The organism is Acetobacteraceae bacterium, assembly GCA_004843345.1.
Taxonomy (GTDB): domain Bacteria; phylum Pseudomonadota; class Alphaproteobacteria; order Acetobacterales; family Acetobacteraceae.
This window is the reverse complement of the sequence record CP039460.1, coordinates 1-13,587: the sequence shown is the minus strand read 5'-3', so window position 1 is coordinate 13,587 and position 13,587 is coordinate 1. Positions and strand designations below refer to the sequence as shown.

Annotated in this window: 8 protein-coding genes; 1 reads left to right on the top strand and 7 read right to left on the bottom strand. The window is 38.7% G+C overall.

Annotated elements, in window-relative coordinates; genetic code table 11:
* The first annotated feature begins 30 nt into the window (after positions 1-30).
* Positions 31-1,449: a peptide MFS transporter gene (locus FAI40_00040; protein ID QCE33859.1), complete on the top strand. Its 1,419-nt coding sequence runs from the start codon at positions 31-33 to the stop codon at positions 1,447-1,449.
* A 39-nt stretch (positions 1,450-1,488) separates the two neighbouring features.
* Here the strand turns inward: FAI40_00040 and FAI40_00035 are convergent, their stop codons facing one another.
* The 7 genes from FAI40_00035 to dnaA form a co-directional block, all read right to left on the bottom strand.
* Positions 1,489-3,984: a sodium:proton antiporter gene (locus tag FAI40_00035; protein QCE33858.1), complete on the bottom strand. Its 2,496-nt coding sequence runs from the start codon at positions 3,982-3,984 to the stop codon at positions 1,489-1,491.
* Between the two features lie 70 nt (positions 3,985-4,054).
* Positions 4,055-5,878 (bottom strand): glutamine--fructose-6-phosphate transaminase (isomerizing), encoded by a 1,824-nt coding sequence (gene glmS / locus FAI40_00030; GenBank protein QCE33857.1) that lies wholly within the window; start codon positions 5,876-5,878, stop codon positions 4,055-4,057.
* Between the two features lies 1 nt (position 5,879).
* Positions 5,880-7,223 (bottom strand): UDP-N-acetylglucosamine diphosphorylase/glucosamine-1-phosphate N-acetyltransferase, encoded by a 1,344-nt coding sequence (gene glmU, locus FAI40_00025; GenBank protein QCE33856.1) that lies wholly within the window; start codon positions 7,221-7,223, stop codon positions 5,880-5,882.
* A 17-nt stretch (positions 7,224-7,240) separates the two neighbouring features.
* On the bottom strand, positions 7,241-9,670 hold the full coding sequence (gyrB, locus tag FAI40_00020; protein QCE33855.1) for a DNA topoisomerase (ATP-hydrolyzing) subunit B: 2,430 nt from the start codon (positions 9,668-9,670) through the stop codon (positions 7,241-7,243).
* A 100-nt stretch (positions 9,671-9,770) separates the two neighbouring features.
* Entirely contained in the window at positions 9,771-10,871 is a 1,101-nt protein-coding gene (gene recF, locus FAI40_00015) for a DNA replication/repair protein RecF (protein ID QCE33854.1), read from the bottom strand.
* A 6-nt stretch (positions 10,872-10,877) separates the two neighbouring features.
* Positions 10,878-11,987 (bottom strand): DNA polymerase III subunit beta, encoded by a 1,110-nt coding sequence (gene dnaN, locus FAI40_00010; GenBank protein ID QCE33853.1) that lies wholly within the window; start codon positions 11,985-11,987, stop codon positions 10,878-10,880.
* Positions 11,988-12,060: 73 nt separating this feature from the next.
* Entirely contained in the window at positions 12,061-13,494 is a 1,434-nt protein-coding gene (gene dnaA, locus FAI40_00005; GenBank protein ID QCE33852.1) for a chromosomal replication initiator protein DnaA, read from the bottom strand.
* Between the last annotated feature and the right edge of the window lie 93 nt (positions 13,495-13,587).

Below are 13,587 nucleotides of genomic sequence, written 5' to 3'. Positions count from 1 at the left end.
ATTTTCAAATAAATTTAAAGTAGTATTTTAATGACAGAACTCATACCAGAAGATCCTTCCCCTATAGCGACAACTGATCAACTTTCATCTCATCTTCAAAAAGCTTTATGGGGACAGCCCTTTGGTCTTTGGATTGCCAGTCTAACAGAATTTTGGATAGCTGCAGCGACATACGGCATGCAATCTATTCTTATTCTTTATATTCAGGAAGTCTTTTTAGATCCCAACACCATTGGAAGTGTTTATGGTGGGAATTTTTTGCTTTGGCTAAGTAATGCTTTATATCATCCACCAAGTTTAATTGGTGTCGGGATGTCTGGTGCTATTATGGCGCTTTATCTCGCTATAATTTATGCGATGCCTCTATTAGGTGCATTTCTTGCAGACTATTTGCTTGGTCGAAACTTAACAATAATTCTTGGTATTGCACTTTCATCTCTTGGCTTAGCGCTATTGGCAATACCATCTTTGTTTGTAGTGTCCATTCTGATCTTTTTAGTTGGTGTTGGTTTTGTTGGTAGTCTTAAAGCTCAAGTTGGTTCTTTATATTCTGAAACAGATCGCCGACGTTCGGATGCCTATCAAATTTATTCGATTGGTATTCAAGTGGCCGTTATGTTCTATCCGCTCATTACAGGAAGGATTGCACTAACGAGTTGGAAATGTGCCTTTATTTTATGCGCTGCCAGTATGCTTCTTGCATGCATTACCTATGTAAAGGGACAAAAATATTTCCCTCCATCTCCCCCAATTTCTTGGACAAAACTTTCTAAGAACAGCAAAGTAAAAATGACGGTGCTTGAAAAGAAGCATATTACTTTAATTCTTTTCATCACGCTTTTATTTGCCGTTTGCTCCTTACCAAATATGGAGTTAAATGATGGTTATTTAATATGGGCTAAAGAAGCTTACGCGCCCATACAAATTTTTTGGTATAAATTTCAAGTTAGCGATCTCTATTCTTTAGATGGCTTTATTTCAACAGTTACTGCTGTAATTGTATTGTGGTTCTGGCAATTTTACGACAAACATAATAAGCCTGTTGGTGATATGGGAAAAATTCTTATTGGTACTTTTATTGCTTGTTTAGGCCCTCTTATTCTGGCTTATGCAAGTTTTAAATATCCTAATCCACATCAAGTAAGTTTGTGGTGGGGCGTTCTCTTTCATACAATTAATGATTTTGGTTTTGCTATGAGTACAATGATAGGACTTTCATTAGTCTCGAGGTTAGCGCCTGCCAAAATTACAACAATTATGATTTCTGTTTTTTGGTTACATATTTGCTTATGCAATATTCTTGTTGGAAAACTTGCTAGTTTGATTGAGACTATAGATGCTTCAACCTTCTGGTTACTCCATAGTGGCTTTTCATTTATAGGGCTTTTAGGATTAATTTTTATAGCAATTTACTGCAAAAACTTATTACCCCAAGAAAAAAACCTTTAAAAAATGGGCTCTTTATCGTTTAAAATAAAGAGCCCTCAATTAACTCAACTCTTCTCTATCTTTATTAGCCCTCTCAAGACGCACCTTCACTTGTGGGTTTTCTTCAAGAAACTTTTTGAATTTACGCGAGGAAATAACCAAAAGATGTGAGTATTTTATAATTCTCACGGCCGCTAAACACTTACGTTTATCGATAAAGCAGTCTGCGCCAATAATATCACCTGGCTCTAATTTTCGATCTATACCAGCTTGATGATATTCAGCAACACCAGAAAGAATTGGAAAGACACTTCTTACCTTCTGATCCCTTGTCAAGAGAACTGTTCCTGGAGAAACAAATTGAATTGATGCTTCTTTTCCAAGCTTTTCAAGAGTCTTTGCTGAAACACCTGAAAAAATTGGGAATTGAGCTAAGCGTTCAGCGATACCATCTCTTAGGTCAAATCCTCCTATAGCCTGTTTTTCTAGACGCTGATGGTTTGCATCTATCGAACGATTTAATTCGCGATGGAGCTCCGGAGAAATCAAATTCTCATTTGCAAGTGTAGCGTATTCCTCACTTTCAAAATATAGGGAAATTTGTCTTAGAATGCGCCCTTCTAACATTTCAGCATACCCAGGATAATGGCGTCTTAGCGTTTTTAAAGCATCATCAATTGATTTTGCCTGTCCAATAAGAATTTCTGTAACAATATCAGTGATATGAATCCCAAGAGCTGTTTTCATACGCTCTTCAACAAATTTTAAAAGTGATGTTGAAACTAAATGCGCAATCAATAACATTTCGAACAGATCACGCATGCAATTCATTAAAGGACGATCAATTCTAAAATGACGATGTAAAAATTGTGCAAATTTCAGACGAAATGTTGGCTTTAAACGTTTCCGTCTAGCAAGAATATATCCTAAACGTCCATCTAACTTGGAACCATCAATCATAGCTTCTACTGAACGGAGCAAGTCTTGAATTACTGGTCCTCTTGTTAAACCTGGAATTTTAAAAAAATCTAATAAAATTGTTTTTTCTTGGCTTGCGATTGTCATCAAGGCAACAGTGACTTGATCACGATTATCTAACGCTGTCTTGAAGTTATTGTTTTCATTTATTTTTTTCTGGCGTCTTTCTAATTGTTTAACAATATTTCTTCTAACATTCTCGTAAAAACCATGTTCGATAGCAGTTTTCTCAACGCGTTTAACAACAATTCCAATACCGATCGAAATAGCTTGTTTTCGCATAGCCGCATCAATCGGTGAGAGTTGGTTCAATCCAAGCTTTACGACAAGAAAACGTAAAGTTGTTCCATTCAATAAAAGTGTAACAAGGACAAATCCCGTCGCAACAATGCCAATAAAACGAGCTATATGCTCAGATAAGTCCCTATTTTCAACCACAGCTAGCGCTAAAGCTAATGTAATTGCACCTCGAAGCCCTCCCCATGCCATTGTTAGCTGAAAACGAAAAGGAACTGCTGGCGCGATACGAGAAAGGGCAAGAATAGGAAATAATCCGAAAATAACGATAGACCTAGCAATGAGACCAGCAATGCTGGCAACAAGAATCAATGCCCAGTCCCATTTTGTCATTCCCATCATTAGCCTTGGAACAAACATAGAGGCTAAAAGGAAAATGAGCGAACCCGCCCAAAAAGCAAGTTGTCCCCACAACTCTTCTAAAAACTTCCAAACTTTTGGACGAAATGTGGAAGGGCCATAAGCAGACATAATTAAGCCAGAAGCGACACTTCCCACAACACCAGAAAAACCCAGCATATTTTCACAAACAATATATGAAATATATGGCAAAGCTAATGTTAAACTTGCCTCTGCCGCTGGAAAAGTTCCAAGACGGCCGACAAAGCCTAAAATAGCTAGTCCGAGCGCAGCGCCAACAACCGTTGCGCCAATAAATTCTTTTAAAAAATCAAAAACAGCTTCATTAAAATGAATTTCTTGGTGTGCCACCAGAGACGCAATTAAAATAGAAAAAATGGCAATGGCCGCCGCATCATTAAATAGAGCTTCTCCCTCAACTAATCGCCCTAAACGGGATGCGGCGCCAACTTCTCTAAAAATGCCGGCCACAGCAGAAGGATCTGTCGTCGCAACAATACTTCCAAGAAGGAAGCAAATAACAAGACTTTCACCTGCAAAAGGATAAATTGCCAATCCAATTGTCAAAGTTGATACTGCTACGGCCACTACAGCCAAAAGTAAAACGGTTGCAGTCTCATGTGCTAAACTTCTTACGTCAATTGCCATGGCTCCCTGAAAAACAAGAACTGGCAAAAAGATGAGAAGAAAGCCCTCACTATTAATTGGAAAATTAATCAGCATCTCAGCTGGTGTTTCTAGAAGCTCAAATCCAAGAGAATTTATGATAGCTAAAGAAGCGCTGCCTAAAGCGATTCCCAAAATAGCCAGAAGAACGGTTTCAGAAATTTCTAATTTTTTAGCGACCGGCTGAACAAAAGAAATAACAATCAGTAAGAAGGCTAGCGTTAAAAGAATTGGCGCCAATTCTATATCCATTATCGCCCCCTAACGGTAATACGACTGATCCAATGAGAACGAATAGGATCAAATCTACTTGTGTCCATTCTAACTATTCTACGGTTACAGATTTTGCTAAATTTCGAGGCTGATCTACATCTGTTCCTTTTAATAAAGCCGTTTTGTAACTTAGCATGTGCAGAGGAATCGTATAAAGTAGCGGAACAACAAATGCATCTGACGCTGGAAGAACACCGACGATATCACTCACGGCCGATACTTTTTCTTTACCTAATTCATCCGTAAAGACAAGTAATTTTCCCCCTCTTGCCTTTACTTCTTGGAGATTTGAAAGCGTTTTTTCAAACAAAATTCCAGATGGTGCCAAGGCAACTACAGGCATTTTTGAGTCAATCAAACTAATTGGTCCATGTTTTAATTCTCCTGCAGGATAGGCTTCGGCATGAATGTAAGTAATTTCTTTGAGCTTTAGAGCTCCCTCTTCTGCAATTGGCATGCAAATATTACGCCCTAAAAATAGAACATCTTGGGCTTGAGAAATAATTTTAGCCATCTTCTCAATACTCGAAACAAGTTGTGATAAAATCTGCATCACTTGAGCGGGGACTTGAGCAAGAGCTTCGTGTAAATGGTTTGCTTTTTCTTGGCTAATACTGCCTCGTTCTAATGCAAGTTTAATCGCTAAATTCGCCAAGACGGTTAGTTGAGCTGTAAAAGCCTTAGTTGATGCAACTGAAATTTCAGGTCCGCCCTGAGTTAAAACGGTATGCTGGCTCTCTCTTTCCATCGTAGAGTAACGAGAATTAAGAACACCAAGAGTTGGATACCCCAAACTTTTTAAGTGTCTCAAAGCAGCGAGAGTGTCTGCAGTCTCCCCTGATTGGGAAATTAGAATAGCAAGATCTTCTGAAGAAGATTTACAGATATTTCTATATCTTAACTCAGATGCAACATCAATTTCAGTTGGAAGATTTGCTATCTCTTCTAGCCAATATTTTCCGACAAGGCCTGCATAATAAGCAGATCCACATGCTGAAATAATTAAACGTTTGAGATCCTTAGGTTTAACATGAAAATCCTTCAACACAGATGTTTTATGAAAAAGTTCATCTGTTCGTGCAATAGCGGAAGCATGTTCATAGATCTCTTTTTCCATGTAATGCTTATAACCGGCTTTTCCTGTCTGAAGATCTGTTTGCTTATTTTTTACGATTTTTCTAAGAGATTGCTCATTGTTTTTATCAAAAATCGTTATCTTTTTTTTCTCTAAAAGAACGACATCACCATCTTCGAGATAAGAAAGATCCTCCGCAATCCCGACAAGAGCCAAACTGTCAGACCCCAGAGAGACAACGCCATTATTTGATTTACCAACCACTAATGGCGCCCCATGCCGTGCTCCAATGATCATGTCTGGATAATTGTCAAAAATAATCGAAAGAGCATAAGCACCTTCGAGTTCTTTTAGCGCACTTTGTACCGCTTCTAATGGCTTAAGACCACTTTTAACAAGAGAATCAATAAGATGGGCAATGACCTCGGTATCAGTATCGGTGTGAAACTCTCTCCCTTTTGATTGAAGAGACTTTCTAAGTTTCTGAAAGTTCTCAATGATACCATTATGCACAACAGCGACTTCACCGACGTGATGAGGATGCGCATTCTTGCAAACGGGAGCGCCATGCGTCGCCCATCTTGTATGCCCAATGCCAGTACTGCCTGAAAGTTCTGTTTTTTTAAGCTTTTCCTCTAATATTTTTAATTTTCCAGCTGCTTTACATACCTGAATTTTTTTTTCGGAGTTAATAACTGCCACACCAGCAGAATCATAACCTCTATATTCGAGACGTCTTAAGCCTTCGATCAGATCAGGAACAACATTGCCGTTTCCTATAATAGCACAGATTCCACACATATTACTGTTCTTTACTTTCGTTTGTTTTTGCAGTTTTGGTAAACTTTTGCCACCATCTTTGAGCTGCTTTTTTGTTATTTACTTGACGAGCGCGCCCAAAAGCTAAAGTTTCATCAGGAACGAGTTCAGTAATGGTTGATCCAGCTGCCACAACGGACTTATTTCCAATTTGTACTGGTGCAACAAGAGCTGAATTCGAGCCTATAAAGGCATTCTCGCCAATATAGGTTTTAAATTTATTCTTACCGTCAAAATTACAGCTTACTGTCCCAGCACCAATATTGGTTGCCTCACCAACTTCACTATCTCCTAAATAAGAAAGATGCCCAACTTTCACACCTTTTTTCAATTGTGCATTTTTCAGCTCAACAAAATTTCCTATATGGACATCCTCAGTACAATGAACGCCTCCTCTTAAACGAGAAAATGGACCAACTGAAGAATCAAGACCAATATGGGCATTTTCTATATAGCTAAAAGCTTTAATTCGAACGCCATCTCCTAGTATAACAGACTTTCCGATATAAACATTCGGCTCTAAAATCACGTCTGTTCCAAAAGAAGTGTCAGCAGAAAGCCATACGGTGTCAGGATCTTGAAGCGTTACACCCTGTGACATTGCTGCAATCCGAAGTTCCTTTTGAATAATCTTTTCTGCGACGGCTAAATCTTTACGATCATTAATTCCCATGAGTTCTTCTTCGTCTCCAAGGACATAGACAACCTCCCCTTGAAGAGCGGCCATAGAGATAAGATCCGTTAAATAGAACTCTCCTGCCTCTTGATGAAAAGGCAACAAACTCAACCACTTTCGTAAGTCCTTTCCGATCCCTGAGATAACACCTGCATTACAAAGTGTTGCCTGTTTTTCTTCTACTGTTGCTTCGGAAAACTCAATAATTTTAATGACATGCCCAGAATCATTCAAAATAACTCTTCCATACTGCTTTGGATCTTTCAAATCCATTGTCAGCAAAGAAAGAGAAGCCTTTTTCTTTGAACGTTCCTGCAAAAGATTTTTCATTGTTCCTGCAGTTAAAAGAGGATTATCTGCATATAAAAATGCAACCTCATCTTCATCATCCCAACACGAGGTAGATACCTTTGCGGCATCTCCTGTCCCTTTAGGAATGGCCTGAATAACAATATCTGCCTCTGGCAAAAGATTAGAAACATCCTCCATACCGGGAGCAAGTATGAGAACCAAACGGTCAAAAACCTCTAAGGCTTGGTCTCTTAATCTGGAGATCATTGGTTGTCCAGCTAAAGGCTGCATTGCTTTTGGATATTTGGATTTCATCCGTGATCCACGCCCTGCAGCAAGAATTACACCAACTTTAGCCACACCAACTCCTCCTCAAATTAAATATCTAAATTGGATACTTTTAAGGCGTTATCCATAATGAACTCTCGACGAGGATCAACGATATCCCCCATCAAAGTAGAAAAGACTTGAGATGCCTCTTCCATATCATCAATTTTAACGCGCAACAGGGTTCTTGTCTCGGGATTTAATGTTGTTTCCCATAGCTGTTCATCATTCATTTCTCCAAGACCTTTGAAACGATTAATTGTAAGTCCTTTTTTCCCTTGCGCCAAAAGCACATTTAGTAGAGAAGCTGGACCAAAAATATTGGTCTCTAACTTTTCTTGCTTTAAGATCAATGGTGCAGAAAAGAGATCCTTGATACGATTATGATTCGCTGAAATACGACGCGCCTCGGGCGTCGCAAGAACATTTTGCTCTATAATCCACTTTTCATTCGTTCCTCGGTAAGAATAATTACACACAAGACCAAACTCTGTAACCGCTGAACTCCACCCTTCTCCTAACGAGGAAAGACGTTTTTTAAACGGTTCTAAATGAGCCTCTCGGACAGAAGAATCCTGAGACAAAATACCGGAAATCGCAGCCGCTTCCAAAAGATCTACCGGCGTATTCGTTATTAAAGATAAAGATTTAAAATCTTCAGATATTTTTAAAAATTGTTCTGCTAATTCTAAGAGCGTATCATCAGACCATTCTGTTCCATTCTCTGAAACTAGGGTGATTCCACGAACAGCACGATCCAAGAGATATTTATCAAGAGCCGTTTCATCTTTTAAGTATTTTTCTTCCTGACCTCTTTTCGCTCTATACAGAGGCGGTTGAGCGACATAAAGATAACCTTCCTCAATCAATTCTGGCATCTGTCTAAAGAAGAAAGTTAATAATAAAGTTCTAATATGTGAACCATCCACGTCAGCATCTGTCATAATAACGACTTTATGATAACGTAGCTTATCCATATTTAATCCATTGGAATCAATCTGAGATTGCCCAATTCCAGCGCCGAGAGCCGTAATCAGTGTCCCAATCTCAGCCGACCCCAGCATTCGATCAAAACGGGCGCGTTCTACATTCAGTATCTTACCTCTTAATGGCAAAATAGCCTGTGTACGTCTGTCTCGACCCTGCTTTGCGGTTCCTCCAGCCGAATCTCCCTCAACCAAAAATATTTCAGCCTGAGAAGCATCTCTTTCCTGACAATCTGCCAATTTCCCTGGAAGAGAAGAAACATCCAAAACGCCTTTTCTTCGCGTCAACTCTCTCGCTTTTCTCGCAGCCTCACGCCCTCTGGCAGCAGCAGTTGCCTTTTCAACAATAACTTTAGCTTCCTTTGGATGCGTCTCTAGCCAATGTGATAAATGATCGGCAACAACAGAATGTACAGGCTGTTGAACTTCAGAGGAGACCAGCTTCTCTTTTGTTTGAGATGAAAATTTTGGATCAGGCACTTTAACTGACAAAACACCAGTCAGCCCCTCCCTCATATCTTCAGCTGTTAATCCCAAAGTATCTTTTTTAGAAAGGGATTCTGCATACTTTCCTAGAGATCTGGTTAAAGCCTGCCTAAATCCAGCTAAATGCGTCCCACCATCTTTTTGAGGGATATTATTTGTGAAACAAAGCATCGTTTCATGATATGTCTCATTCCAACTCAGAGCGAATTCGACACGAATACCACTCTCGTCATGATTCAATTCACCTGAAATTGCTGGGGAAATGATTTGCTTGCGTGAACTATTCAGCCAATCAACAAAAGCACTTAAACCACCTGCATATAAAAAATCCCAATGAGCCTCTTGCCCAGGACGACAATCCTGTAAAATAATCTCTAGGCCAGAGTTTAAAAAGGCTAACTCTCTCAAACGTTTTTCTAAAATTTTAATATCAAATTCAACAAAAGAAAAAATTTCAGCACTCGGCCAAAATGTAATTTTTGTTCCATTTTCCTCTCTCGAAGAACCTACCTCTTCGAGAGGCGCTTGCCGCTCACTATCCCGAAATGAAATCTTAAACTCTTTTGCATTTCTCCAAACTCGAACATCCATTCGTTCTGAAAGTGCGTTAACAACAGCCGCACCAACTCCGTGTAACCCACCAGAAACTTTGTAAGAATTATGATTGAATTTTCCCCCAGCATGAAGTTTTGTCAGGACAAGCTCAACTGCGCTAATGCCTTCTTCCGGATGGATATCCGTCGGGATTCCACGTCCATTATCTCTTACTGTAATTGAGCCATCTGGATTTACTTTAACATGACATTTCGAAGCAAAACCTGCCTGAGCCTCATCAATTGCATTATCAATAATCTCAAAAGCCATATGATGAAGCCCAGAACCGTCATCTGTATCTCCAATATACATTCCTGGACGCTTTCTGACGGCATCCAAGCCTTTCAAAACGGAGATAGAAGCTGCATCGTAATCGGTCTCTCCAACAATTGGAGTATGAGACATGTCATTCATAAAGCTAAATAGCCTAAAAGTAATAATCGAGAAAAAATAGACGTATTGTTATTCTTCTTTCATTATAAAGAAAGCTTTAAGTCTGAGCCAGTAAAAAGCATCATTTAAAAGAGATTTCTCCAGAATTTATACTTAAAAAATCGGCACTTTCCTTTAACTCAGAAAAATCAATATGATCTGTTCCAGTTAAAAAAGTAGGAAGATTTAAATCTTGAATATTTTTCAAAAAAATATTTTTATTTCGTGTATCTAAATGTACGAGAGGCTCATCCAGCAAAAGCGTTGGAATCATTCCTGTGCGTCTTTTAAGATTTTCTGCTTGAGCTAGAATTAAAGTTAGGAGAATCATTTTCTGCTCTCCGCTACTGCACATGTCAGCACTTTGAGCCTTGTTGCCGTAAAAAACAATAAAATCTGTTTTATGAGCTCCCCAAGAAGTTTTTTTTAACTCTTGGTCTCTTTGTCGAGATAAAGATAATTTCTCACGCAGCATATCCTCCACCTCTAAGGCTGAATAATTTTCTAATTGTTCAGCTACCCAACAATTCACTCCCAAGTTAAGGAGAGGCATATTTGTAAAAATATTCAAATAAATTTTAATGCGCTCAAGAAAATTTTTACGAATAGCCGAAATAGAAACAGTATGTCGCGCAATAGAATCTTCAACCCCCTCGAGCCATGCTAGCTCAGACGGAGTTTCTGCTAAAATTTTATTACGGGAAGTTAACATTCTCTCAAGAGACAATAATTCTCGGGAGTAAGTCCTTTGTTCTGCGAGAATTAATGAATCTAAAAATTTACGCCTAGCCGAGGCGCCAGAGGAGAACAACCGTTCCATATGTGGCGTTGTCCACAAACATGTAAAAAAAAGACTAGCTTTTTCACTGGAGTTTAATGGCTCTCCATCTAAAAAAAACACTCGATGCGTTTTACCAGAAGGAATTCCTGTAGAGAGTGTATAGGGCTCTCCGGCAAAAGAAAGATTTGCCCAAACGGACCAACCCTCATTATTTCTAACATTTATTCCAGACGCTGAAAGAAACCTTAACCCTCGTCCTGGCGATAGAAAACTAATAGCCTCTAAAAAATTAGTTTTTCCGGCGCCATTTGGACCAGATAAAACAACTATAGGAGACTCTAAATCTACCTCCATACGAGGATAGTTTCTAAAATTTTCAAAACGAAGAGAGTGAATATTCAATAAGTATCAAACTCTTAGAGGCATCAAAACAAACAATGAATTCTCAATATCAGGATCCCTAATAAGTGCTGGAGAAGCGTTGTCTGCTAAAGAGAATTCCAATGAACCATCAATCTGTTCAGCAACATCTGTTAGATAACGTGCTTGAAAGCCAATTTCCATATCTTCCCCTTTGTAGGAAATGCCATCTCCAATCAATTCCTCACGTGAATCTCCTCGATCAGGACTCAAAGCAGAAAGCATTACTTTATCTTCGGAAAGAACAAATTTGACAGGTCGAGATCTTTCTTGACTTAATGCAGAAACAAGAGCAACTCCCGTTGTTAATTTCACCTTATCAACACATAGCAAGCGCGTGTTTCCCTTTGGGATAACACGCTCATAAGGGGGGAAAGAACCATCAATTAATTTAGAGCCTAAAACAGCATTATCCACGAGAAATTCAATACGACTGTCAGAAACACCAACTTTTACAACATCTTCCGAATTGCCTAAAAGCTTTCTGAGTTCATTAACCGTTTTTCTAGGGACGATAATACCCTCCATTTTTTCAGCCCCTTTTGGCAAAGGGATCTCGGTCAATGCTAAACGATGTCCATCTGTTGCAACTGCTCTTAATTTTCCATTCAAAGGATGTAGATAGATACCATTCAAGTAATAACGTGTTTCTTCGGTAGACATTGCAAAACGAGTCCTGTCTAACAAAACACGTAAATCTTTACCTAATATCTCGAAATAGTGAGGAAACTTATCTGTATGTATCGAAGGAAAATCTTCAGCAGACAAAGAATTTAAAGTTGCTTCGTAACTCCCAGCACAAATTTTTAGCGGGCCATCTTCCCGAGCTTGCATAAATTCAACAGAATCAACAGGAAGCTTTCTAATAATCTCAAATAATGTAGCGGCAGGAACCGTAACCTTACCCTCTCCCTCGCCAGTAGCTGGAACGGATTCTAACATCTCAATTTCCATATCCGTAGCAGCGAGAGAAAGCTTATTATCCTTATAATCAAGCAAGACATTCGCTAGGATAGGAATAGTATTCCGCTTTTCTGCAACACCTTGTATGTGAGACAAAGCTTTTTGTAATGGATCACACTGAACGGAAAACTTCATAGGAAAATCCCTGAAAAAATTATTATTAGTAATGAGTAACAAATAATCTCTTATCATTAAAGAGATAAAGGTTTTAAATCTTAGAAGGTCCCGACTTTAACATTTTCTGTACTTGCTCGACTTTTTCTGCAAAATCAGGATCTTTTTCCATCTCTTGCTCTATCCGAGTGATTGCATGCATAACGGTCGTATGATCTCTTTCAAATTTCTTGCCAATTTCTGGCAAGCTATGACGCGTTAATATTTTAGATAAATACATTGCAACCTGCCTAGGACGTGCAATTTTATTAGATCTCTGCTTCCCGTTCATTTGGGCAAGACGAACATTCCACTCATCACAGACTATCTTCTTAATCTCGTCAACACCAATAATTCTTTCATGAGCCCGCAACATATCCTTTAAAATATCTTGTGCTGCTTCCAATGTTATTGGACGATTCATCAAAGTGGCATGTGCCATAAGACGGTTAAACGCCCCTTCAAGCTCTCTTACATTTGTTGTAATTGTGTGTGCAAGGAATTCCAAAACTTTTTCTGAAAAAACAATCTCTGCTTCTTCCTCCTTTGCTTGAAGAATAGATAATCGTAACTCATAAGTCGTTTCATACAATGCAGCTATCATTCCTGAAGCCAAACGACTACGCACGCGATCCTCAAAATTTGTTAAGTTGTGAGGGCTTTTGTCCGTTGTTAAAACAATTTGTTTTCCTGCCGAAATTAATGCGTTAAAAATATTAAAAAACTCTTCTTGCGTTCTTTCTTTTCCAATTAAAAACTGAACATCATCAATCATAAGAAGATCTACAGAGATAAGTTCTTCTTTAAAATCATTCTGACGACCAAAACGTGTGCTATTCGTAAATTGATACATAAAGGTATCGGCCGTCATGTATTTTACAGTTTTAGTGCTTTCTCTAAAAACAGCGTTTCCAATAGCCTGCATGAGATGCGTCTTTCCTAAACCAACCCCTCCATGCAGAACGAGCGGATTAAGACCATTTGAATTCGGATGTTCTGCAACACGCTTTGCGCATGCATGCGCAAATTCATTCGGTTTATCTACAATAAAATTTTCAAATAAAAAATGAGAATTTAAAGAGCTTTCTTTGATAGAATTCTCTTGAGATTCTAATAAATTTGAAGAAAGAAAATGACCTGCCTTTTCTACAATAGCATTCCCTGGAGAGCTGGCCTGAGAAGTTAATTCCTCTTTTTCAGCATCAACAATGAAGTCAATCTCCACAATTTCCTGCTCTGTCTCCTGCCTCCAAAGTTGAAGCAGAAAATCACCATAACGCTCTTTCACCCGATCACGCATGAAAGCATTGGGAAGACTTAAAGAAACTTCATTATCTTTTACAGAAAATAGAGAAATAGGGCGGACAAAATTATGAAATTCAGCGTCCCCGGCAACCCCTCTCTTTTTCAGATATTGTTGAAGCTGAAGCTTCACCCGATCCCAAGCCAAAATTAGAGATTTTGAGATCGGGGCATCACTAACTGTCACCTTTTTTCTACCCTCAAAAGAAGCATTTATGAATAAGAGAAAGATGACATTATCTTAATCAAATCCTAATAGAATAAAAAAACGCGCTTTATT

What these genes read in the sequence shown, in the direction of transcription:
- gyrB (QCE33855.1), bottom strand. Translation starts at nt 9,670, where the DNA reads ATGAATGACATGTCTCATACTCCAATTGTTGGAGAGACCGATTACGAT.
- glmS (QCE33857.1), bottom strand. Translation starts at nt 5,878, where the DNA reads ATGTGTGGAATCTGTGCTATTATAGGAAACGGCAATGTTGTTCCTGAT.
- FAI40_00040 (QCE33859.1), top strand. Translation starts at nt 31, where the DNA reads ATGACAGAACTCATACCAGAAGATCCTTCCCCTATAGCGACAACTGAT.
- dnaN (QCE33853.1), bottom strand. Translation starts at nt 11,987, where the DNA reads ATGAAGTTTTCCGTTCAGTGTGATCCATTACAAAAAGCTTTGTCTCAC.